Below are 23,157 nucleotides of genomic sequence, written 5' to 3'. Positions count from 1 at the left end.
CCAATAACCAAAGAGGACGCGTGTTGGCAAATTGGCTTCCAGCCACAGTATCGTCGCGCCTCTCACAAGTTAGCGCAGTTTCACCTTTTCGTTATGGCGCTACTGCGTCGACCAAATCGTCGATGATTTCGAAGGAATGGGTTATTTCGGCAGTTTTTTCCAACATGATGGAGGCTGAGCAGTATTTTTCATGTGAAAGCTTGATCGCTCTTTCGACGATATTGGGTTTCAGATTGCGGCCGCGAACGGTAAAGTGGAAATGGATCTTGGTGAATACTTTGGGATCCTTTTCGGCTCGTTCTGACTTCAATGTCACGTCGCACCCTCGCACGTCTTGCTGGCTTTTGCGAAGTATCAGCACAACATCATAGGCCGTACACCCCCCGGTCCCTGCAAGCACTACTTCCATTGGACGAGGCGCAAGATTCCGTCCGCCGCCTTCAGGGGCACCATCCATCGCGATGACGTGTCCGGATCCTGTCTCTGTTAGAAAAGTCATCCCCGAGGGTCCCATCCAACGCACCGTGCATTCCATTCGTCGTCTCGCAAAAAAGTAAAACAAATATTTTAGCTTCTTTCAAAGTACTTATTGGATTAGCTGAGCAAGGTGACGCCTTCTATTTTGCGGCCGTCAGGGCATCGCAATGTGACGCATGTGCTCACAATATGAAATTTCCAAGGTTATGATTCATAAGGGTTTTTTCTAATGTTTGGCGTCTAGACCCGAAATTTAAGGACGCTTTCTTGCAATGCACAATGCATTTGGCTATACTTTCCTTGCTGGTCGTTAAGATATATTTACCCTGCGGCCGATCGATTGTCTCCTCCACCTCCTCCTTTGGTGTGGATTAAGCCCGAAACATTTGTTTCGGGCTTTTTTTCATATTCTGCTCAATATCGATTTGACGCCAAGTCTTTGAAAAGGCTATACTTTCAGGCTTTCCGTTCGCTCAGGAAAAGATAACAAGGCAGAGTCCGCATGAAGCAAGTGTGGAACCACCATTTGAGCGAGTTAATTTATTTAGGACATCATCATGAAGACCTTTTCCGCTAAAGCCCATGAGGTAAAGCGCGAGTGGTTCGTGATTGACGCAACGGACAAAGTCCTCGGACGTGTTGCCAGCGAAGTGGCACTCCGACTGCGCGGCAAGCACAAACCTGAGTTCACCCCGCACGTCGACACGGGCGATTTCATTGTTGTCATCAACGCAGACAAACTGCGCGTGACCGGCAACAAGGCTCTCGACAAGATCTATTATCGCCACTCGACATATCCGGGCGGTATCTATGAAACCAATTTCCTGAAAATGCAACAGCGTTTTCCGGGTCGTGCGCTGGAGAAGGCTGTCAAGGGCATGTTGCCTAAAGGCCCGCTTGGCTACGCGATGATCAAGAAGCTGAAAGTGTATGCCAATGGCACACATCCGCACGCTGCCCAGCAACCAAAAGCACTCGAAATCTAAGGAACGGACATGATCGGTAACTACAACTACGGAACCGGCCGTCGCAAGAGTGCAGTGGCTCGTGTTTTTATCAAGTCTGGCAGCGGTAATATCGTTGTCAACGGCAAGCCGGCAGCGGAATACTTTTCGCGCGAAACTGGTCTGATGGTCATCCGTCAACCGCTGGAACTGACTGGCAATGTCGAGCGTTTCGACATCATGGTCAACGTGCATGGCGGCGGTGAATCCGGCCAGGCAGGTGCTGTTCGTCATGGCATTACTCGTGCGCTGATTGACTATGATGCGGGCCTGAAGAGCGATCTGGCAAAAGCCGGTTTCGTCACTCGTGATGCACGTGAAGTCGAGCGTAAGAAAGTTGGTCTGCGCAAAGCACGTCGCGCAAAACAGTTCTCCAAGCGCTAATCTGCGTTTTCAGAGTATCGAAAAGCCGTCAGGTATGCGCCTGGCGGCTTTTTGCTTTTGTGCTGCAGTCGATATGGGTATTTTGAATACGCCTTAACGGCAGGGCAGGTAAGTACTTGGCGATGCACTGTTAAAATTTCAAAATCGCACTCAATTCTTCAGCAAGGAAAGAACATGATCAAAGTTGGCATCGTCGGAGGTACAGGATATACGGGCGTTGAACTGCTACGCCTGCTGGCCGCCCATCCAGAAGTGCAGCTCACTGCGATAACGTCTCGCAAGGAAGACGGGATGCTGGTTGCAGACATGTATCCTTCATTGCGAGGTCATGTCTCCCTCGCATTTTCTTCGCCCGACAAAGCGAAATTGACCGAATGCGATGTAGTGTTTTTTGCCACGCCACACGGAGTCGCAATGGCGCAGGCACGTGAGCTGCTTGCCGCAGGGGTTAAGGTAATCGATTTGGCCGCTGACTTTCGTATCAAGGACACCGCAGTTTTTGAGAAGTGGTACGGCATGCCACACTCCTGCCCGGATATCTTGGAAGAAGCCGTCTATGGTTTGCCAGAAGTGAACCGGGAAGCGATCAAAAACGCTCGCATCATCGGATTGCCAGGTTGTTACCCGACTTCAATGCAGCTTGGTTATGCGCCGTTGCTTGCCAAGGAAAAACCGTTGGTCAATGAGGCAATGCTGATTGCTGATTGCAAGTCCGGTGTTTCCGGGGCTGGGCGCAAGGCTGAAGTCCATACTTTGTTAGCGGAGGCTGCGGACAACTTCAAGGCATACGGTGTAAAGGGGCATCGTCATCTGCCCGAAACAACGCAAGGATTGCAGGCAATCGCAGGTAGAAAGATTGGACTGACGTTTGTACCGCATCTGGTGCCGATGATTCGTGGCATCCATTCCACCTTATATGCAACGATCTTGCCTGAGGCTCGAAATACAGACTTTCAAGCGTTGTACGAAAACCACTTCAAAGGCGAACGATTCGTTGACGTAATGCCGCCGGGTAGTCATCCTGAAACCCGGTCGGTGCGGGCTTCGAACAAGCTTCGCATTGCCGTTCACCAGCCCGACGGAGGTGACTTGCTCGTGATCTTGGTAGTGGAAGACAATTTGGTTAAGGGGGCTGCAGGTCAGGGAGTGCAATGCATGAATATCATGTTCGGCATTGAAGAAGGTGCAGGATTGATGCACATCCCCGTATTGCCGTAAGTAATTAACTGTCGCATGACCCAAACCAGTTCCCCATTCGGCGCTGCAAAATATCGACTATGGCGTCGGCGTATGCTGACCTCGTCGCCCAAACTGACGATCCGGCGAGAACTGCCGTGGCCGTTACGCGCACTCTTCGTTATTGTGGTCGGCGTCATAGGTGCTGCAGCGATGTGGACTTATGATACCGGACGCGGCTTGCCCGGGTTTGATCCGGAAAACGCCCGCGCACAGGTAGCCAAGTACAAGGAGCGTGTGGAAGCGCTCACTATTGAACGCGATCAATTTTCGGCAACTGCAAATGCTGCTGAAAGCCAGCTCAATATAGAGCGATCGGCACAAAAACAACTTGCTGCGCAGCTAAAAATAGTTGAGTCAGAAAACGTCAGATTAAAAGAAGACCTCGCGTTTTTTGAGAGTTTGTTGCCAAATGCTACCGGTCCCCAAGGCATAACCATTCGTCGATTGAAGATTGATCAAGTCGCGCCGAATCAGGTGCGTTATCGTTTGCTCATCATGCAAGGCGGCAAGGGAGATCAGTTGTTTGCCGGGAATCTCCAATTGATTGTGCCTATTTTGCAGAGTGGCAAGAGTGTTATGATGACTTTCCCGGATATCAGCCCGGCAGAACAGGAAAAGTTTAAGCTGAGCTTTCGGTATTATCAGCGTGTGGAAGGCGTCCTTACTTTGCCAGAAGGTGCTACGACCAAGCAGGTCCAGGCGCGAGTGCTCGAGAAAGGTCAAATTCGGGCGCAACAGTCAGCAAGTTTGTAAAAGGAGACTGAACATGTTAGGCCGCAAGACAAAAGGCACGATCGACAGCCTGATCGGAATTTCAACTAATATCCATGGTGATGTGCATTTTCAAGGCGGGTTGCGCATTGATGGTCACGTCAAGGGCAATGTTATAGCAGATGGTGACGAGCCGAGTATGCTGGTCATTTCCGAACATGCAAAAGTCGAAGGTGAGGTTCGGGTCGCGCATCTCGTTGTTAACGGGGAAATCATAGGACCGGTGCATTCTTCGGAACTGCTTGAATTACAGCCTCGTGCTCGCATAACAGGAGATGTGTATTACAAGGCTCTGGAAATGCATGGCGGTGCCTTGGTGTCTGGTAAGCTGACACATGATCAGGTTAGCGAACCCGTCCTCAAGCTTGCTTTGTCAAATACGTGAATTTTCTCAAGCGTCTATAATCAAGCATTGACCTTTGCTTTAGCAGGAGCCCTCACATGAATGCCGTTGCCGAAATGCCCGCCCCTATCCTTTTTACCGACAGTGCAGCTGCGAAAGTTGCTCAGTTGATTGAGGAAGAGGGTAATCCTGATCTTAAACTCCGAGTATTCGTGCAGGGCGGCGGCTGCTCCGGTTTTCAGTACGGATTTACCTTTGATGAAATCGTCAACGAAGACGACACAACTATGGCAAAGAATGGCGTCCAGTTGTTGATCGATTCGATGAGCTACCAATATTTAGTCGGCGCCGAAATTGATTATAAAGATGATCTGGAAGGGGCGCAGTTCGTAATCAAGAACCCGAATGCGACAACGACTTGCGGATGCGGCTCTTCGTTCTCCGCATAAACATTTGCAGCATATTCAAAAAGCAAAAGCGCAGGCCAGCCCTGCGCTTTTTCTCTTTATGCTCCGGCTATAAGCCTGCTTGAATTTTTTCAGCTTGCATGTGCCGGAGCATATTGCTTTTCGAGGCGGTCAAATTAAATCATCCAGCGGCGCTATTGCTCAAGTAGAACGTTGCAGATAAATCGAGTCAGGTGGTTGACGATTTCCGGAGCATGCTGCATAATCTCGTTTCTCTGCTGCTGACAAACACAACGATTTGACGGCGTTGCGACAGATGTGAATCTGGCGCGAGCAGGTGATCTTTAACAACTAACAGCCGATAAGTGTGGGCGCTTGGTGGGGTGGAGCTGATGGTTTCGGCCATTGGCATTACACAAGTATCAAGTGCTCACGAAGAAATATAGGTAAGCATCGCAAGATGTTACTTGTCAGTATTTTGAGTGGGCGACGCCTCTTCGGAGGTTGCCAGCAATGGCACAAACAGAGATTGAACTGAAGAGTTTGATCCTGGCTCAGATTGAACGCTGGCGGCATGCCTTACACATGCAAGTCGAACGGCAGCGCGGGAGCAATCCTGGCGGCGAGTGGCGAACGGGTGAGTAATGTATCGGAACGTGCCCTAGAGTGGGGGATAACTAGTCGAAAGATTAGCTAATACCGCATACGATCTAAGGATGAAAGTGGGGGACCGCAAGGCCTCATGCTCGTGGAGCGGCCGATATCTGATTAGCTAGTTGGTAGGGTAAAAGCCTACCAAGGCGACGATCAGTAGCTGGTCTGAGAGGACGACCAGCCACACTGGGACTGAGACACGGCCCAGACTCCTACGGGAGGCAGCAGTGGGGAATTTTGGACAATGGGGGCAACCCTGATCCAGCAATGCCGCGTGAGTGAAGAAGGCCTTCGGGTTGTAAAGCTCTTTTGTCAGGGAAGAAACGGTCTGGGTGAATATCCTGGGCTAATGACGGTACCTGAAGAATAAGCACCGGCTAACTACGTGCCAGCAGCCGCGGTAATACGTAGGGTGCGAGCGTTAATCGGAATTACTGGGCGTAAAGCGTGCGCAGGCGGTTGTGCAAGACAGATGTGAAATCCCCGGGCTTAACCTGGGAATGGCATTTGTGACTGCACGGCTAGAGTGTGTCAGAGGGGGGTAGAATTCCACGTGTAGCAGTGAAATGCGTAGATATGTGGAGGAATACCGATGGCGAAGGCAGCCCCCTGGGATAACACTGACGCTCATGCACGAAAGCGTGGGGAGCAAACAGGATTAGATACCCTGGTAGTCCACGCCCTAAACGATGTCAACTAGTTGTCGGGGATTAATTTCCTTGGTAACGCAGCTAACGCGTGAAGTTGACCGCCTGGGGAGTACGGTCGCAAGATTAAAACTCAAAGGAATTGACGGGGACCCGCACAAGCGGTGGATGATGTGGATTAATTCGATGCAACGCGAAAAACCTTACCTACCCTTGACATGGTCGGAATCCTGGAGAGATCTGGGAGTGCTCGAAAGAGAACCGGCGCACAGGTGCTGCATGGCTGTCGTCAGCTCGTGTCGTGAGATGTTGGGTTAAGTCCCGCAACGAGCGCAACCCTTGTCATTAGTTGCTACGAAAGGGCACTCTAATGAGACTGCCGGTGACAAACCGGAGGAAGGTGGGGATGACGTCAAGTCCTCATGGCCCTTATGGGTAGGGCTTCACACGTCATACAATGGTACATACAGAGGGCTGCCAACCCGCGAGGGGGAGCTAATCCCAGAAAGTGTATCGTAGTCCGGATTGTAGTCTGCAACTCGACTGCATGAAGTTGGAATCGCTAGTAATCGCGGATCAGCATGTCGCGGTGAATACGTTCCCGGGTCTTGTACACACCGCCCGTCACACCATGGGAGCGGGTTTTACCAGAAGTAGGTAGCCTAACCGCAAGGAGGGCGCTTACCACGGTAGGATTCGTGACTGGGGTGAAGTCGTAACAAGGTAGCCGTATCGGAAGGTGCGGCTGGATCACCTCCTTTCTAGAGTAAAGCCATCGCGTCAAGCGTTCACACTTATCGGTATGTTGGTAGAGACAGCAAGAACAGTGTAAGTCGGCAGTCGGCACGCAATACAGTCTGCCGGGGGTTTGGCTAGGTACTGATCCGAACGGGTCTGTAGCTCAGTTGGTTAGAGCACCGTGTTGATAACGCGGGGGTCGTTGGTTCGAGCCCAACCAGACCCACCATCAAAGTTTCGGGGGTTTAGCTCAGCTGGGAGAGCACCTGCTTTGCAAGCAGGGGGTCGTCGGTTCGATCCCGTCAACCTCCACCACTTCTTTGAGACATCAAACCTAAGTCGGGGCGCCGTGGGGCGCGGGCGATTTAGGTTTGATCTTTTGAGATCATTGGCTGTTTTTGTTCTTTAACAATCTGGAAGAAGTAGTAAAGAATTTATCAGTATGGACTGATGCGTTCGTGATGAGCGCGTTGGGAGATACTGGTGGGTTGTGATTGTATCAATCATAGGTAGGAAAGAGTTCTCGTGGTAACACGCGAGTAGTCTGGACTACGGCATATTCAAACTCATACTTTATAACGGGATTCTGGCGACAGAAGCCAACGTTATAGGGACAAGCGAATAAGTGCACATGGTGGATGCCTTGGCGATATCAGGCGATGAAGGACGTAGTAGCTTGCGATAAGCTGCGGGGAGCGAGCAAACACGCATTGATCCGCAGATTTCCGAATGGGGAAACCCGGCCCTTTGGGTCATCACTCACTGAATACATAGGTGTGTGAAGCGAACGCGGCGAACTGAAACATCTAAGTAGCTGCAGGAAAAGAAATCAACCGAGATTCCCAAAGTAGTGGCGAGCGAAATGGGAACAGCCTGCAAGATTTAGCAGTAGCGATAGCAAAACGGATTGGAAACTCCGGCCACAGAGGGTGATAGCCCCGTATGCGAAATCGGTATTGTGGAACTAGGCTTGCGACAAGTAGGGCGGGGCACGTGAAACCTTGTCTGAACATGGGGGGACCATCCTCCAAGGCTAAATACTCGATATCGACCGATAGTGAACCAGTACCGTGAGGGAAAGGCGAAAAGAACCCCGGAAGGGGAGTGAAATAGATCCTGAAACCGTGTGCATACAAACAGTAGGAGCCTCGCAAGGGGTGACTGCGTACCTTTTGTATAATGGGTCAGCGACTTACATTCAGTGGCAAGCTTAACCGAATAGGGAAGGCGTAGCGAAAGCGAGTCCGAACAGGGCGATTTCAGTCGCTGGGTGTAGACCCGAAACCAAGTGATCTACTCATGGCCAGGATGAAGGTGCCGTAACAGGTACTGGAGGTCCGAACCCACTAACGTTGAAAAGTTAGGGGATGAGCTGTGGGTAGGGGTGAAAGGCTAAACAAACTTGGAAATAGCTGGTTCTCTCCGAAAACTATTTAGGTAGTGCCTCAAGTATCACCACCGGGGGTAGAGCACTGTTATGGCTAGGGGGTCATCGCGACTTACCAAACCATTGCAAACTCCGAATACCGGTGAGTGCGAGCTTGGGAGACAGACGTCGGGTGCTAACGTCCGGCGTCAAGAGGGAAACAACCCAGACCGCCAGCTAAGGTCCCCAAGATTGGCTAAGTGGAAAACGAAGTGGGAAGGCTAAAACAGTCAGGAGGTTGGCTTAGAAGCAGCCATCCTTTAAAGAAAGCGTAATAGCTCACTGATCGAGTCGTCCTGCGCGGAAGATGTAACGGGGCTAAGCCAGTCACCGAAGCTGCGGATCTGCAGTAATGCAGATGGTAGGAGAGCGTTCTGTAAGCCTGCGAAGGTGTCTTGTAAAGGATGCTGGAGGTATCAGAAGTGCGAATGCTGACATGAGTAGCGATAATGCGGGTGAAAGGCCCGCACGCCGTAAGCCCAAGGTTTCCTGTTCAACGTTCATCGGAGCAGGGTGAGTCGGCCCCTAAGGCGAGGCAGAGATGCGTAGCTGATGGGAAGCAGGTTAATATTCCTGCACCGTCGTTAGATGCGATGGGGGGACGGATCGCGGAAGGTTGTCCGGGTGTTGGATGTCCCGGTTTGTGCATCGAAGAAGGCGCCTAGGCAAATCCGGGCGCGCAATTCAAGGGTGTGCGACGAGTGGCCTTGTGCCGCGAAGCAATCGGAAGTGGTTCCAAGAAAAGCCTCTAAGCTTCAGTCTAACGAGACCGTACCGCAAACCGACACAGGTGGGCGAGATGAGTATTCTAAGGCGCTTGAGAGAACTCGGGAGAAGGAACTCGGCAAATTGGTACCGTAACTTCGGGATAAGGTACGCCCTGGTAGTTTGAAGGCCCTGCGGCCTGAGGATGAAGGGGTTGCAATAAACTGGTGGCTGCGACTGTTTAATAAAAACACAGCACTCTGCAAACACGAAAGTGGACGTATAGGGTGTGACGCCTGCCCGGTGCTGGAAGATTAAATGATGGGGTGCAAGCTCTTGATTGAAGTCCCAGTAAACGGCGGCCGTAACTATAACGGTCCTAAGGTAGCGAAATTCCTTGTCGGGTAAGTTCCGACCTGCACGAATGGCGTAACGATGGCCACACTGTCTCCTCCCGAGACTCAGCGAAGTTGAAATGTTTGTGATGATGCAATCTACCCGCGGCTAGACGGAAAGACCCCATGAACCTTTACTGTAGCTTTGCATTGGACTTTGAACCAATCTGTGTAGGATAGGTGGGAGGCTATGAAGCGGTGACGCCAGTTGCCGTGGAGCCAACCTTGAAATACCACCCTGGTTTGTTTGAGGTTCTAACCTTGGTCCGTTATCCGGATCGGGGACAGTGCATGGTAGGCAGTTTGACTGGGGCGGTCTCCTCCCAAAGTGTAACGGAGGAGTTCGAAGGTACGCTAGGTACGGTCGGACATCGTGCTAATAGTGCAATGGCATAAGCGTGCTTAACTGCGAGACTGACAAGTCGAGCAGGTACGAAAGTAGGACATAGTGATCCGGTGGTTCTGTATGGAAGGGCCATCGCTCAACGGATAAAAGGTACTCTGGGGATAACAGGCTGATTCCTCCCAAGAGTTCATATCGACGGGGGAGTTTGGCACCTCGATGTCGGCTCATCACATCCTGGGGCTGTAGCCGGTCCCAAGGGTATGGCTGTTCGCCATTTAAAGTGGTACGTGAGCTGGGTTTAAAACGTCGTGAGACAGTTTGGTCCCTATCTGCCGTGGGCGTTGGAAGTTTGAGGGGGGCTGCTCCTAGTACGAGAGGACCGGAGTGGACGAACCTCTGGTGTACCGGTTGTCACGCCAGTGGCATTGCCGGGTAGCTAAGTTCGGAAGAGATAACCGCTGAAAGCATCTAAGCGGGAAACTTGCCTCAAGATGAGACTTCCCCAGGCCTTGAGCCTGCTAAAGGGTCGTTCGAGACCAGGACGTTGATAGGCTGGGTGTGGAAGCGCAGTAATGCGTTAAGCTAACCAGTACTAATTGCCCGTGCGGCTTGTCCCTATAACCTTGGTAGTTATACACAAGTATGAAGCGTATGCCCGATTGGACATCACGCCCGCCAAAATAAGCGCAGAACCCCTGCGCACTACTTCTTCCCAGATTGCGTTGTTTGACGGATTAGCAATAACGATCCTGCAAGCAACACTACCAGTTATGCCTGATGACCATAGCGAGTCGGTCCCACCCCTTCCCATCCCGAACAGGACCGTGAAACGACTTCGCGCCGATGATAGTGCTGCAACCAGTGTGAAAGTAGGTCATCGTCAGGCTCGTACCCCCAAAACGCCTCCAGCCCAACCGCCGGGGGCGTTTTACTTTGTGCGGCCCACGCACCAAGCACCACCGCTCCCTCGCTGCTCGCCTCATCCCGACGCAATGCGAAAAACGGCGTTCAAAAAAGGGCCGAAAAGAATGCCGCCATCCTCTTATACCGCAAGAGTATTATTCATATTACTTCGGATAAAGCGCCCCAAGGACGCGTGAGCCCTTCGCTCCAGTCACCGCTGAGAGATTTCCTGCTTCCCGATTAATGTGGCGGTAGGCTAGCCAGGCAAAAGCCAACGCCTCGACATGGTTCGGCGAAACCCCCAATATGTCGGTTGAATGTACAAGTCCGGGATGATTTCGCTCCCCCAGTGCCTGCTGTAACAATTGCATCAAATGCGCGTTATAGGCCCCGCCTCCACACACATATACCTCTAATGCATTGCGGGCGTTTTGTGCGATTGCGTCGGCCAAAGTCGTCGCGGTAAACGTAGCAAGGGTCGCTTGCACATCCTGTGCATTGAGATTTGGAAAACCGGCTAGCTTTTGTGCCAACCAGGCACGATGAAACAAGTCGCGGCCGGTGCTTTTTGGCGGCGCAACGGCTAAGTAGGGTTCGGCCTGCATATCTGCGAGAAGGGCATATACAACGTTGCCTCCTGATGCCCATAGACCATTGGCATCATAGGCGACACCTCTATGTTCTGCGACCCAGGCATCCATCAGCACATTTCCGGGGCCGGTATCAAAGCCTAATATATCTCCGTCGCACCCTAATACACTAATGTTGCTTATCCCGCCAATGTTGGCAATCACGCGCACCGTATCGCTGTTGCCAAAAACCGCCTGATGGAATGCCGGGACCAGCGGAGCGCCTTGGCCCCCTGCCGCAATGTCCCGACTACGAAAGTCGGCAATCACATCGACACCACACAGCTCAGCGATCAACGCGGGATTATTGGTTTGTCGTGTATATCCTAGTTCCGGCCGATGTCGTATTGTTTGCCCATGAACACCCACCGCGCGCACTTGCGTTGGATCGACACTTGTCTCACTTAAAAGCTTGTCAACGCATTCTGCATACAGCTCCGCCAACTGGTTTGCCACCAGCGCTTCGCGGTGAATCTCATTGTCTCCCGGGGCTTGCAAGCGCATTAGCTCTTTGCGCAAAACGGGAGGGAAAGGAAGATACGCGGTCGCCACCGTATCAATGTGCGCAGGCGCATTATCCGAAGATGAAAAGGCGGCGAGCACGCCGTCGACGCCGTCCAGGCTGGTACCGGACATCAGGCCGATGATAAGTTGGGATTCAGGCATAAAAAAACCGTTCAGTAGCCTGTCGATTCTACAGGCCACAGAACGGTTTGTTGTTGTCGCAGCGCCGGATTATTTAGATGCCAGCTTGATGCCACTGTCTTTCGGAGCAAGCAATGCGAACCGATGACTCATTTCACTTGCTACCATCCGGAAGCGCTGCAATTCAGCGCCAGCCAGCGGTTGAGCATTGGGGACATCCACCGACATTGGATCACGTGGCTGGTTGTTGACACGGAATTCATAATGTAGATGTGGCCCCGTCGACCAGCCAGTCGAACCTACGTAGCCGATCACGTCACCCTGGTTCACCTTCATGCCTTTTTGCATCCCGCTGGCAAAGCGACTCATGTGTGCATAAGCGGTCGTATAGTTATTCCAGTGCTTGATAATGACAATATTGCCGTAACCGCCTTGGACGCCAGCGAATTCCACGGCCCCGTCGCCAGAAGCACGGATCGGAGTACCGGTCGGCGCAGCGAAATCCACCCCTTGATGCTGTCGCCATTGTCCGGAGATCGGATGCTGCCGCATCGAGAAGCCGGACGACACGCGTGAAAATTCAAGCGGCGATTTGAGGAACGCTTTTTTCAGGGCCTTGCCGTCGAATGAATAATATCCGCCGCCCTGCTTACTGGCCGGTTCGTCAAACCATACGGACTGGTATCTATTGTTTCCGTTGACGAATTCGCCGGCGAGTACCCGGCCAGGGCGAACAAACTCGCCGTTTTGCCAGAAGGTTTCGTACACCACATTGAAGCGGTCGCCCTTACGCAGATCCGAAGCAAAATCGATGTTGGTGGAGAACATGTCCACAATCTGGCTAGCGACGCTGTCCGGAATTTGCGCCGCGTCGGTTGCTGCAAACAGTGATGAGCGGATTTCCCCGGAATGCATATCGACGCGGCGTTCTAGCTTGGCCGATGCTTCGGCCGCCGTAAATCCATTGCTTTCCCGCGATATCACGATGTTCTTCGTAGGCTGGCCGGTGTTGTCGACGAGCGTTGTCATCAGGCGCTGCAGTTGTCCGTCGCGGTCCGTTTGTGCGTGCACGCGACGTCCCGCTTTCAACTGCAGCACGCTGTATGCGATCTTGTCGGATTTGATGAAGTTGGCGGCGGCGTCGTCATGTACGCCAAGCCGGGCAAGCAGGGTGGCCAACGTGTCGCCTGGCCGTACTTTTTCTTCGCGCAGAAAGGTTTGATCCGCAGCCTGTAACTGTGCAATCTGTTCGGACAGGCTCGGGACCGCGAGTTCTTCGGTGATTGACCGAACCGGAAGATTTGCGGCGTCGGGTGCCATCGGCGCTACGCCAGCCGCACCAAAAGCGCAGACGGCCATGAACAACGCCGACATGGATAGAATGCGGGTTTTGCGCGACGCGCCGAAAAGTAGCTTGCTGCTCGAGCCCAGGCTCAGGAATTTGTCTGTAGGGAGCATGCAATAAGTTAGAATTTGCTGTTTAGCCAAAGAGCTTGCACCGGGATGCGCAATCCAGCTGGATGCGTACTGCTGCCATTCCATCGAATGGCAGCACTTCCTGTCCTGATTCGAATCCACACGAATCGTATTGCAAGCTCCGCTTTTTCCACCGCTGCTATTGTCACTTACAAGGCTGAAAAGTAGCGGCGATTATACCAAACACATGGTATTGCTAATTCGCACTTAAATCTTATTTTTTCTCAGACATGGACGCCTCCAAGACATTGCAAAACGACAATAAATCAACGCAGCCCCTGCCTTTATCGGATTCCGTTCAGGAAGCCATGGCAGTGGCCAAACGCGGGGTCGATGAACTGTTGATCGAATCCGAATTCGCACAAAAGCTCGCGCGATCAGAAAAAACCGGCAAACCGTTGCGCATCAAACTTGGACTTGATCCTACTGCTCCCGATTTGCACCTCGGGCATACCGTAGTGCTGAACAAGATGCGGCAACTGCAAGACTTGGGCCACAACGTGATATTTCTCATCGGCGATTTCACGTCGATGATCGGCGACCCATCCGGCCGCAATGTCACCCGTCCGCCGCTTACCCGCGAACAGATCGAAGAAAACGCGAAAACCTACTTCGCGCAAGCCAGTCTGGTGCTCGACCCCGCAAAAACCGAGATTCGTTACAACTCCGAATGGTCGGATCCGTTGGGTGCACGCGGAATGATCCAGCTCTCCGCAAAATATACTGTGGCGCGCATCCTGGAACGTGAGGATTTTACAAAACGTTTCAAAGCTGGTACGCCTATTTCCGTGCATGAATTGCTCTATCCATTGATGCAGGGATACGATTCAGTCGCCTTGCAATCCGATCTCGAGCTTGGCGGCACCGATCAGAAATTCAACTTGCTGGTCGGGCGCGAACTGCAAAAGGACTATGGACAAGAGCCGCAGTGCATCCTGACCATGCCTTTGCTGGAAGGACTGGACGGCGTCGAAAAAATGTCCAAGTCCAAGGGAAACTACGTTGGTATTACGGAGCCCGGCAATACCATGTTCGGAAAACTGATGAGCATTTCGGACACCATGATGTGGCGATACTACGAGTTGCTGTCCTTCCGCTCGATTGCCGAAATCACGCAGTTCCGTAAAGAAGTCGAAGAAGGCCGCAATCCGCGCGATATCAAAGTGCTGCTGGCGCAGGAAATCGTTGCGCGCTTCCATTCACAGAAAGCGGCGGAAGATGCGTTGCTGGATTTTGACAACCGCGCCAAGGGTGGCATCCCGGACGATATTCCTGAGCTCAGCCTGTCCGGAGCGCCGCTCGGTATCGGCCAACTGCTCAAGCAAGCCAATCTCTGTCCTTCTTCGTCCGAAGCCTTGCGTATGGTCGAGCAGGGGGGGGTACGTATCGATGGCGACGCCGTGAGTGACAAAGGCTTGAAGGTCGATGCAGGAACCTTCGTCTTGCAGGTGGGCAAGCGCAAGTTTGCGCGCGTGACGCTTTCCTGATCCGATGATTGCGTTGTTGCAGCGCGCGCTCGAAGCGCGTGTGCTGGTTGATGGTGCGACGGTTGGTCAAATCGGTGCCGGCTTGATGGTACTGGTATGCGCCGAACGCTATGACTCCGAAAAGGAAGCCGACGCTTTGCTGGCCAAGCTATTGGCTTATCGCGTGTTCGCTGACGATGCCGGAAAGATGAATCGCAGCGTCGCCGATGTGCAAGGCGGCCTGCTGCTGGTACCGCAATTCACACTCGCCGCTGATACCCGTTCCGGTACGCGCCCTTCGTTTACGCCGGCCGCTTCACCCGACGAGGGGCGTCGCCTGTTTGAGCATTTTGTTGCATGTGCCAGAGAAAGTCATGCATGCGTGGAGACAGGACGTTTTGGTGCGCACATGCAAGTATCCTTGACCAACGATGGACCGGTAACATTTTGGTTGCAGGTCAAACCGCAAGTGCAGACTTGAACGACAATACGCAGTCGATGCAGGCGATTTTGAGTCTGCGATACCGCGCAACTGCCTATAACCAGCAAAAGGAGAGCATATGAAACTCTGGAGCGATTCATTCAAGAATGGCGAACCGATTCCCGGCGAATTTGCCTTTGGCGTGATTGATCCGGCTGCGCATGTCGCGCTGTCGACCAACCGGAATCCGCATCTCGCATGGAGCGACTTGCCAAGCGGCACAAAATCGCTCGTACTGATCTGCCATGATCGCGATGTGCCGTCGCGCGGCGACGATGTCAACCAAGAGGGAAAAACTGTGCCGGCGGATTTGCCGCGCGTTGACTTTTTTCACTGGACCCTGATCGACTTGCCGCCCTCGATGGCCTCAATTGCAGCCGCGCAGTACAGCAGCGAAGTCACCGCTCGCGGCAAGCCCGGTCCGGATATCGGTGGGAGTCGTCCCGGCCGTCATGGCCTCAACGACTATACCGGCTGGTTTGCCGGCGATCCCAATATGGCTGGCGACTATTGCGGTTACGACGGCCCATGCCCGCCATGGAATGATGCGATCGTCCATCACTATGTATTCACCTTGTTCGCGCTTGATGTCGACCGTTTGGATGCGAGCGGCAAGTTCACCGGACAGCAAGTACGTGAAGCCATGCGCGGCCATATCCTCGGCGAGGCAAAGATCGTCGGTACCTACACCCTGAATCCGCAAGTCGCCGGCGCGCGATAGGCAAACGGAGACCCTGTGACAGAAATTCTCTTGATCCGCCACGGCGAGACCGCTTGGAATGCTATAAAACGTTTGCAAGGCCATCTGGATATTCCGCTCAACATGGAAGGGCAGAGGCAGGCGGTAGCGCTCGGGCGGGCGCTGGCGGGCGAGCAGCTTGATGCTGTGTTTTCCAGCGACTTGCTGCGCGCCCGGCAAACCGCCGAGGCGATCGCCGCGCCTCGAGGCGTGAGTGTGCAGATTGAGCCGGGCTTGCGCGAGCGCTGCTACGGCGCGTTCGAAGGCATGCTCTACGCGGATATCAGCGAGCGCTATCCGGATGCTTTTGCGGCATGGAAGGCGCGGGACATCGATGCCCGCTTTCCGAGGGGCGTACATGTGGCCGAAACAATGCGCGAATTCTCGACGCGTGCAATTGCCGCCATCACACGAATTGTCAGCGCGGGCAAATATCGGAGAGTTGCCTTGGTATCTCACGGCGGCGTGCTTGAATGCGCCTATCGTGCCGCGCACGGGATGGATTTCGCGCAGGAGCGCACTTTCGATATCTTCAACGCCAGCGTCAATCGCTTTACCTGGGACGGCATTTCACTCGGACTGGCACACTGGGGCGATGTCACCCATCTGGAGCCACTGGAACTCACCGCCCTGGACGAGCTTGCCCGATGAAGCGCGGCGGCGCCGGATAACTGCACTGCCGCATTTTTGTGCATATGATGGACTAGCCGAACCGGCTAAAATAGCGGTTTGGCTTGCGCAAACCCATCCTGTGAATATCGGTCCTCATTTCCTCCGTAACAATGTCTTCGTTGCTCCCATGGCTGGAGTAACGGATCGGCCTTTCCGTCAGCTATGCAAGCAGCTTGGCGCCGGCTATGCAGTATCCGAAATGGCCGCGTCCGACCCGCGTATGTGGGCCAGCGAAAAAACCTCGCGCCGGATCAATCACGACGGTGAAATGGAACCCAAGGCGGTCCAGATCGCAGGCGCTGACCCGGCCATGCTTGCCGCAAGCGCAAAATTCAATGTCGATCGTGGCGCGCAAATCATCGATATCAACATGGGCTGCCCGGTAAAGAAGGTTTGCAATAGCTGGTGCGGTTCGGCGCTGCTGCAAAATGAAAAGCTCGTGGGCACCATTCTCGACGCCGTGGTTGCAGCGGTCGATGTGCCCGTCACGCTGAAATTTCGTACCGGCTGGGATCGGCAAAACAAGAATGCGTTGTCGATTGCACGGATGGCGGAAGCAGCCGGCATCGCGATGCTTACCCTGCATGGCCGCACGCGTGCCGATGGCTATAGCGGCAACGCTGAATACGACACTATTGCTGCCGTCAAGGCTGCGGTATCGATCCCGGTTGTTGCCAATGGCGACATCACTACGCCAGAAAAGGCGAGGCAGGTACTTGCTATCACCGGCGCCGATGCCATCATGGTCGGCCGCGCCGCGCAGGGACGGCCGTGGATTTTTCGGGAGATCGTCCATTTTCTGGAAACCGGGCAGTATTTGCCTGCGCCCGCGGTGACCGAAGTGCGCAAGCTGATGAATGAACATTTGCGCGCCCACTATGTGTTCTATGGCGATTTCATGGGTTTGCGCACCGCACGCAAGCATATCGGCTGGTATGTGCGCGACCTGCCCGGCGGTGAAGACTTCCGCCAGCGCATGAACCGGATGGAAGAATGTGACGAACAGCTGGCGGCAGTAGACAGCTTTTTCGAATCGCAATTGCAATACGGCGAACGGTTACAATACGGCCTTGCCGCGCAAAAGCTGGCCGCCTGACCCGAATAAAAACACCAATACAGATTCCCATGAGCAAAGACAATATCCAGGACGTCGTCAAGAAAAGCCTTGAAAAATACTTCAAGGATCTCGGCGAGCAACAACCGTCGAATGTCTATGAAATGGTGGTCTTTACGGTGGAAAAGCCGATACTGGAAGTGGTGATGGAGCGGGCCGACGGCAACCAGTCCATGGCTGCCGACATGCTCGGCATCAATCGCAATACACTGCGCAAGAAATTGCAACAGCACGGCTTGCTGTGATTCATAACGTAAGCGGTTTTGCAGGAGCCCAAGCAAGCGGCGCCTAAGCGCCACCGTTTACGTTATCCATCACTTACTGCATGTCCATCATGATCAAACAAGCATTGATTTCCGTCTCCGACAAGACGGGTGTACTCGACTTCGCCAAGGCGCTTGCGGCACAAGGCGTCAATATCCTGTCCACTGGCGGCACCGCAAAGCTGCTCGCCGACAATGGCGTGAAAGTCACCGAAGTGGCTGACTACACCGGCTTTCCGGAAATGCTTGATGGTCGTGTCAAGACCTTGCACCCGAAAGTCCATGGCGGCATTCTGGCGCGCCGGGATTTTCCCGAGCATGTGGCCGCGCTTCAACAGCATGGCATTCCAACCATCGATATGGTGGTCGTGAATCTCTATCCGTTCCAGCAAACCGTGGCCAAGGACCAGTGCACACTGGAAGACGCGATTGAAAACATCGACATCGGCGGTCCTACCATGCTGCGTTCCTCGGCCAAGAACCACAAGGACGTGGTGGTGGTCTGCGACCCGGCCGACTACAGCCGCGTGCTGGATGAAATGAAAGCGAACAATGGCGAAGTCGGTTACGACACCAAGTTTGCGCTGGCCAAGAAAGTGTTTGCGCATACCGCACAATACGATGGCGCGATCACCAATTATCTGACCGCGCTCGGTGAAGACAAGCAGCATGCGACGCGCAGTGCCTATCCGCAGACACTGAACATGCATTTCGAAAAAGTGCAGGAAATGCGTTACGGCGAAAACCCGCACCAGTCGGCAGCGTTCTATCGCGACCTCGCACCGGTCACCGGCTCGCTGGCCAATTACCGCCAGCTGCAGGGCAAGGAACTGTCTTACAACAATATCGCCGACGCCGACGCCGCCTGGGAATGCGTGAAGACTTTCGAAGAGACTGCCTGCGTCATCATCAAGCATGCGAATCCATGCGGCGTGGCGGTCGGCACGTCGACATTCGAGGCCTACAGCAAGGCATTGCAGACTGACCCGACTTCCGCGTTCGGCGGCATCATTGCGTTCAACCGCGAGCTAGATGGCAAGGCAGCCGAAGCGGTGGCCAAGCAATTCGTCGAAGTGTTGATCGCGCCGGCATTTACAGCGGAAGCAAAGCAGGTATTCGCTGCCAAGCAAAACGTCCGCTTGCTGGAAATCCCCTTGGCCAACGCCGTCAATGCCTATGACTTCAAGCGCGTCGGCGGCGGTCTGCTGCTGCAGTCGCCTGACGCAAAGAACGTTGCCGTTGCCGAACTCAAGGTCGTGACCAAGAAACAGCCGACGCCGCAGCAGATGCAGGATCTGATGTTTGCCTGGCGCGTCGCCAAGTTCGTGAAATCGAATGCGATCGTGTTCTGCGCCAATGGCATGACCATGGGCGTCGGTGCCGGTCAGATGAGCCGCATCGATTCGGCGCGCATTGCCTCGATCAAAGCGCAGAATGCAGGCCTGTCGCTGACCGGCACTGCGGTCGCGTCCGACGCCTTCTTCCCATTTCGCGACGGCCTCGATGTCGTGGTCGATGCCGGCGCGACATGCGTGATTCATCCGGGCGGCTCCATGCGCGACCAGGAAGTGATCGATGCAGCCGACGAGCGTGGCGTGGTGATGCTGTTCACCGGTACGCGCCACTTCCGTCATTGATGTGCAACTCTCTATGCAGGACCGGCTCGCAACGCGAGCCCGGTCCGGTCTTGAGAACAAAGGCGTGCGAGGTTCGCGCGCCTTTGTTGCCCTTACGCTGCGCCGCTTGCCGTTCAAGGTAAATTCGTTTGGTTGACGCTTGCCGATTCGCTAGAGCAGTTTCACCCTGACTTGCCAGTCGAGGCCGAGGCGATTTGCCCGTGGAACAAGGCGCGGCGACGCGACATGGCGAGCCATGGCAAGGAACCGCAACGCCGTGCCGCGGGCAAAGCGTCCGGCATCGGCGGTACAGTCAGGGTGAAACTGCTCTAGAATCAGACGTGAATCGCGTTCACCTTATGGCGCGAATGCTAGAGCGAACCAACCATGACCAGCATACCGTCCCAGTCTTACTTCCTCTTGCGTGGCGCCCGCCATCGATCGGTACAATGAAAATCCTCGGCATCGATCCAGGCTTGCGTACTACCGGCTTTGGCGTCATCGACAAACAGGGCACCAAACTCCGTTATATCGCATCCGGTACCATCAAGACCCCGGACGCGGATCTGCCGCAACGCCTGAAGACTATTCTGGCCGGCGTGTCCGAAATCATTCGCACCTATTCCCCCGATTGCGCCGCGATTGAAAAGGTTTTCGTCAACGTCAATCCGCAATCGACACTGCTGCTCGGCCAGGCGCGCGGCGCTGCGATTTGCGCATTGGTGAATGCCGACCTGACGGTGGCGGAATACACCGCCTTGCAAATCAAGCAGGCGGTCGTTGGTCACGGCAAGGCGCAGAAGCAGCAGGTGCAGGATATGGTGCAGCGCCTGCTGCTGCTGTCAGGGATGCCGAGTACCGACGCGGCTGATGCGCTGGGTGTCGCGATCTGCCATGCGCACAGCGGGGACGTATTGTCCACTCTCGGCGGACTCGCGCCGGCGCTTGCGAAGAAAGGCTTGCGTGTGCGGCGAGGCCGGCTGATCGGCTAGGATTTTGCCCTAGAAGCGTTTCTCGGACCTGCGCGCGGCGACTTCAAAGCGGTTATGCCAATACGCATCCTTGCCGCGCAATGCGGCCCAGGCGCTGGACGCAAGATAGGCAAACGGAAACAACGGACCCCAGAGTGCGGCTTGCCTGACATGGGTCAGTTCGTGGATCAGTACGCGCGAAGACAGACCTTCGTCCGAGGCAATCACCACGTGGCCTATCGCCATGGCATTCATTACGCCAAACGGATGTCGGCGCAGCATGAAATCGGCGAGCGGCCCGCGCACCAGCAAGGCCACCGTATGTCCGCGCACCAGCTGCACATGCCCGCGCGATACCACAATCGGCAAAGCCAGCAGCAAGCCGGCTGCAGTGAGCGGCGATGCCCATGCGATGCCGAACAGGGTGCCCGCCCAAGCTAGAGGCGTGCGCACTACACTGCTATGCGCGACACGTTGGATGAACTGGAGCATTCGCCGTTTAAATAATTGCCGCAGGCTAAACTGCCCCGACTTGCGTTCAGGCGTGAAGCGAAAAATATTTACGTCTTGCATGTCCTGTATTGGAGTTTCTTTCATCGGGAAATATCCTTGTCCGGAATGCTTTGCCACGCAAGAAGCACGCCTTTGCGTCATTGGGATGGGGACCAATTGTCCTGTATCATGCAACTGACTTTATTTCGACTTGTTATCTATGATAGGCCGCCTTTCCGGAACCCTGCTTGAGAAAAATCCGCCCCAGTTGCTGATCGATTGCAACGGGGTCGGCTATGAAGTCGATGTGCCCATGAGCACCTTCTATAACCTGCCCGCAATGGGCGAAAAGGTCGTGCTGCTCACGCATATGGCAGTACGTGAAGATGCTCATTTGCTCTATGGTTTTGGCAGCGTTGAAGAGCGCAATGTCTTTAAGCAATTGATCAAGATTTCCGGAGTTGGCGCGCGCACCGCGCTGTCCATTCTGTCCGGCATGTCGGTGGGCGATTTGTCGCAGGCAATTACGCTGCAGGAAGCTGGACGTCTGACCAAGATACCGGGCATAGGCAAAAAGACTGCCGAGCGTCTGCTGCTCGAACTCAAGGGCAAGTTGGGCGCCGATCTTGGCGCGGTCGGTGGCGCGCCGCATAGCGATGCGACTTCCGATATTCTCAATGCACTTGTGGCGCTGGGATATTCCGACAAGGAAGCCATGCTGGCCTTGAAGCAGGTGCCAGCGGGTGCCGGCGTTTCCGAAGGCATCAAGCTTGCGTTGAAGGCGCTGTCGAAAGCGTAATGAAGCCGTAAAGACTAACCGACGACAGGCCCAGGATGAGCATTCAGACCGATAACTTTGGCGAACAAAGAATCATTGCCGCCACACCGGCTTCTTCCAACGAAGAGGCCATCGAACGCGCATTGCGGCCGAAGCATCTTGACGAATATGTCGGACAGGAAAAAATTCATGCCCAGCTGGATATTTTCATCACCGCTGCGCGCCAGCGCCGCGAAGCGCTAGACCACACGCTGCTGTTCGGACCGCCCGGCTTGGGCAAGACAACGCTTGCCCATATCATCGCCCGAGAAATGGGGGTCAACCTGCGTCAGACATCCGGCCCGGTGCTTGAGCGCGCCGGCGACTTGGCGGCGTTACTGACCAACCTGGAACCGAATGACGTCCTGTTCATCGATGAAATTCACCGGCTTTCACCGGTCGTTGAAGAAATCCTGTATCCGGCGCTGGAAGATTATCAGATCGATATCATGATCGGCGAAGGCCCGGCGGCACGTTCCGTACGCCTTGACCTGCAGCCGTTTACGCTGGTCGGCGCGACCACGCGGGCCGGCATGCTGACCAACCCGCTGCGCGACCGCTTCGGCATCGTCGCACGGCTGGAGTTTTATACTCCGGAAGAACTTGCCAAAATCGTTACCCGCAGCGCGTCGCTGCTGCATGCAGTCATTGTCCCCGACGGCGCGCTGGAAATCGCCAAGCGCAGTCGCGGCACGCCGCGAATTGCCAACCGCCTGCTGCGGCGCGTGCGCGACTATGCAGAAGTCAAGGGCAATGGCGAAATCACCCGCGTGATGGCCGATGCTGCGCTGAAGATGCTGGACGTGGACGCGGTCGGCTTCGACCTCATGGACCGCAAGCTGCTGGAAGCTGTGCTGTTCAAGTTCAACGGCGGCCCGGTCGGTCTGGACAACCTGGCGGCGGCGATCGGCGAAGAGCGCGACACCATTGAAGATGTGTTGGAACCCTACCTGATCCAGCAAGGTTTCTTGCAGCGTACGCCGCGCGGGCGGATTGCTACGCCGGCTGCCTATACCCATTTCGGTGTCACGGCCCCGCGTACAGGTCCGACCGGTGACTTGTGGGAACAGCAATCCGGTTAAGCCGGGTACCGGCTCTGACGACCCGACTGCAACCTTCTGCCGCAAAGCTAGTCTGATCAACTCGTTAATACTTAGGTTGCTACTTTGACATGCGTAGTAATACGGTAATTTTTGTCTTGCGCAAAGAATCGGCAAAGATCACCTTATAATGGCCTGTTAAAGCACGGTCGCACTTTTTTGTTTGAAAAAGCGCATGCCTGCGGCAATGCCACGTAAAGGCTGTACGGCTAGCTACAGGATGCGGTGTCCAACCCG

Annotated in this window: 21 protein-coding genes, 2 tRNA genes and 3 rRNA genes; 22 read left to right on the top strand and 4 right to left on the bottom strand. The window is 54.4% G+C overall.

Annotated elements, in window-relative coordinates; translation table 11 throughout:
- Positions 1-91: 91 nt before the first annotated feature.
- On the bottom strand, positions 92-535 hold the full coding sequence (locus tag D3871_RS14520; RefSeq protein WP_119769537.1) for an OsmC family protein: 444 nt from the start codon (positions 533-535) through the stop codon (positions 92-94).
- 499 nt (positions 536-1,034) lie between these two features.
- On the opposite strand from D3871_RS14520, the gene rplM reads away from it, so the two are divergent.
- The 11 genes from rplM (at position 1,035) to rrf (ending at position 10,422) form a co-directional block, all read left to right on the top strand.
- Positions 1,035-1,463, top strand: coding sequence for a 50S ribosomal protein L13 (gene rplM, locus D3871_RS14515; RefSeq protein WP_119769536.1), 429 nt, complete (start codon positions 1,035-1,037; stop codon positions 1,461-1,463).
- A 9-nt stretch (positions 1,464-1,472) separates the two neighbouring features.
- The gene (gene rpsI / locus D3871_RS14510) at positions 1,473-1,865 is read left to right on the top strand and encodes a 30S ribosomal protein S9 (protein WP_119769535.1); all 393 of its coding nucleotides are present in this window, start codon (positions 1,473-1,475) and stop codon (positions 1,863-1,865) included.
- A 174-nt stretch (positions 1,866-2,039) separates the two neighbouring features.
- Positions 2,040-3,083 carry an N-acetyl-gamma-glutamyl-phosphate reductase gene (gene argC, locus D3871_RS14505; protein WP_119769534.1) on the top strand — a complete coding sequence of 348 codons (1,044 nt, stop codon included), beginning with the start codon at positions 2,040-2,042 and terminating at the stop codon, positions 3,081-3,083.
- Positions 3,084-3,155: 72 nt separating this feature from the next.
- Entirely contained in the window at positions 3,156-3,857 is a 702-nt protein-coding gene (locus D3871_RS14500; protein WP_119769533.1) for a DUF6776 family protein, read from the top strand.
- 13 nt (positions 3,858-3,870) lie between these two features.
- Positions 3,871-4,260, top strand: coding sequence for a bactofilin family protein (locus D3871_RS14495; protein WP_119769532.1), 390 nt, complete (start codon positions 3,871-3,873; stop codon positions 4,258-4,260).
- Positions 4,261-4,316: 56 nt separating this feature from the next.
- Complete coding sequence (gene erpA / locus D3871_RS14490) at positions 4,317-4,667, top strand: iron-sulfur cluster insertion protein ErpA (RefSeq protein ID WP_119769531.1); 351 nt, start codon at positions 4,317-4,319, stop codon at positions 4,665-4,667.
- Positions 4,668-5,156: 489 nt separating this feature from the next.
- A 16S ribosomal RNA gene (locus tag D3871_RS14485) occupies positions 5,157-6,687 on the top strand.
- A 129-nt stretch (positions 6,688-6,816) separates the two neighbouring features.
- Positions 6,817-6,893: transfer RNA gene (locus tag D3871_RS14480), tRNA-Ile, on the top strand.
- 10 nt (positions 6,894-6,903) lie between these two features.
- Positions 6,904-6,979: transfer RNA gene (locus tag D3871_RS14475), tRNA-Ala, on the top strand.
- 296 nt (positions 6,980-7,275) lie between these two features.
- Positions 7,276-10,153, top strand: a 23S ribosomal RNA gene (locus tag D3871_RS14470).
- A 156-nt stretch (positions 10,154-10,309) separates the two neighbouring features.
- A 5S ribosomal RNA gene (rrf, locus tag D3871_RS14465) occupies positions 10,310-10,422 on the top strand.
- The 16S, 23S and 5S rRNA genes sit together here with 2 tRNA genes alongside, the layout of an rRNA operon.
- Before the next feature lie 181 nt (positions 10,423-10,603).
- Here the strand turns inward: rrf and D3871_RS14460 are convergent.
- Positions 10,604-11,734: an anhydro-N-acetylmuramic acid kinase gene (locus tag D3871_RS14460; protein ID WP_119769530.1), complete on the bottom strand. Its 1,131-nt coding sequence runs from the start codon at positions 11,732-11,734 to the stop codon at positions 10,604-10,606.
- A gap of 69 nt (positions 11,735-11,803) precedes the next feature.
- Complete coding sequence (locus D3871_RS14455; RefSeq protein WP_119770086.1) at positions 11,804-13,171, bottom strand: M23 family metallopeptidase; 1,368 nt, start codon at positions 13,169-13,171, stop codon at positions 11,804-11,806.
- A 326-nt stretch (positions 13,172-13,497) separates the two neighbouring features.
- Between D3871_RS14455 and tyrS the strand changes: the two genes are divergently transcribed.
- The 9 genes from tyrS (at position 13,498) to ruvC (ending at position 20,532) form a co-directional block, all read left to right on the top strand.
- Positions 13,498-14,676 carry a tyrosine--tRNA ligase gene (gene tyrS, locus D3871_RS14450; protein ID WP_420799647.1) on the top strand — a complete coding sequence of 393 codons (1,179 nt, stop codon included), beginning with the start codon at positions 13,498-13,500 and terminating at the stop codon, positions 14,674-14,676.
- Between the two features lie 4 nt (positions 14,677-14,680).
- Complete coding sequence (gene dtd / locus D3871_RS14445) at positions 14,681-15,136, top strand: D-aminoacyl-tRNA deacylase (protein WP_119769528.1); 456 nt, start codon at positions 14,681-14,683, stop codon at positions 15,134-15,136.
- 79 nt (positions 15,137-15,215) lie between these two features.
- The gene (locus D3871_RS14440) at positions 15,216-15,857 is read left to right on the top strand and encodes a YbhB/YbcL family Raf kinase inhibitor-like protein (protein WP_119769527.1); all 642 of its coding nucleotides are present in this window, start codon (positions 15,216-15,218) and stop codon (positions 15,855-15,857) included.
- Positions 15,858-15,872: 15 nt separating this feature from the next.
- Positions 15,873-16,526: a histidine phosphatase family protein gene (locus tag D3871_RS14435; RefSeq protein ID WP_119769526.1), complete on the top strand. Its 654-nt coding sequence runs from the start codon at positions 15,873-15,875 to the stop codon at positions 16,524-16,526.
- 100 nt (positions 16,527-16,626) lie between these two features.
- Entirely contained in the window at positions 16,627-17,643 is a 1,017-nt protein-coding gene (dusB, locus tag D3871_RS14430) for a tRNA dihydrouridine synthase DusB (protein ID WP_119770085.1), read from the top strand.
- A gap of 29 nt (positions 17,644-17,672) precedes the next feature.
- Complete coding sequence (locus tag D3871_RS14425; protein ID WP_119769525.1) at positions 17,673-17,906, top strand: Fis family transcriptional regulator; 234 nt, start codon at positions 17,673-17,675, stop codon at positions 17,904-17,906.
- A gap of 89 nt (positions 17,907-17,995) precedes the next feature.
- Positions 17,996-19,561, top strand: coding sequence for a bifunctional phosphoribosylaminoimidazolecarboxamide formyltransferase/IMP cyclohydrolase (purH, locus tag D3871_RS14420; protein ID WP_119770084.1), 1,566 nt, complete (start codon positions 17,996-17,998; stop codon positions 19,559-19,561).
- Between the two features lie 132 nt (positions 19,562-19,693).
- On the top strand, positions 19,694-19,873 hold the full coding sequence (locus D3871_RS29840; protein ID WP_147376822.1) for a hypothetical protein: 180 nt from the start codon (positions 19,694-19,696) through the stop codon (positions 19,871-19,873).
- Between the two features lie 116 nt (positions 19,874-19,989).
- Positions 19,990-20,532: a crossover junction endodeoxyribonuclease RuvC gene (gene ruvC, locus D3871_RS14415; protein ID WP_119769524.1), complete on the top strand. Its 543-nt coding sequence runs from the start codon at positions 19,990-19,992 to the stop codon at positions 20,530-20,532.
- A 9-nt stretch (positions 20,533-20,541) separates the two neighbouring features.
- Here ruvC and D3871_RS14410 read toward each other — a convergent pair whose 3' ends face one another.
- Entirely contained in the window at positions 20,542-21,108 is a 567-nt protein-coding gene (locus D3871_RS14410; RefSeq protein ID WP_147376821.1) for a hypothetical protein, read from the bottom strand.
- Positions 21,109-21,223: 115 nt separating this feature from the next.
- Between D3871_RS14410 and ruvA the strand changes: the two genes are divergently transcribed.
- Both ruvA and ruvB read left to right on the top strand, forming a co-directional pair.
- Positions 21,224-21,802, top strand: a complete 579-nt coding sequence (gene ruvA, locus D3871_RS14405) for a Holliday junction branch migration protein RuvA (protein ID WP_119769522.1) — start codon at positions 21,224-21,226, stop codon at positions 21,800-21,802.
- A 35-nt stretch (positions 21,803-21,837) separates the two neighbouring features.
- On the top strand, positions 21,838-22,902 hold the full coding sequence (gene ruvB / locus D3871_RS14400) for a Holliday junction branch migration DNA helicase RuvB (protein ID WP_119769521.1): 1,065 nt from the start codon (positions 21,838-21,840) through the stop codon (positions 22,900-22,902).
- The last annotated feature ends 255 nt before the right edge of the window (positions 22,903-23,157 follow it).

Source organism: Noviherbaspirillum saxi (genome assembly GCF_003591035.1).
GTDB classification, from domain to species: domain Bacteria; phylum Pseudomonadota; class Gammaproteobacteria; order Burkholderiales; family Burkholderiaceae_D; genus Noviherbaspirillum; species Noviherbaspirillum saxi.
This window is presented reverse-complemented; position numbering and strand designations above follow the sequence as displayed.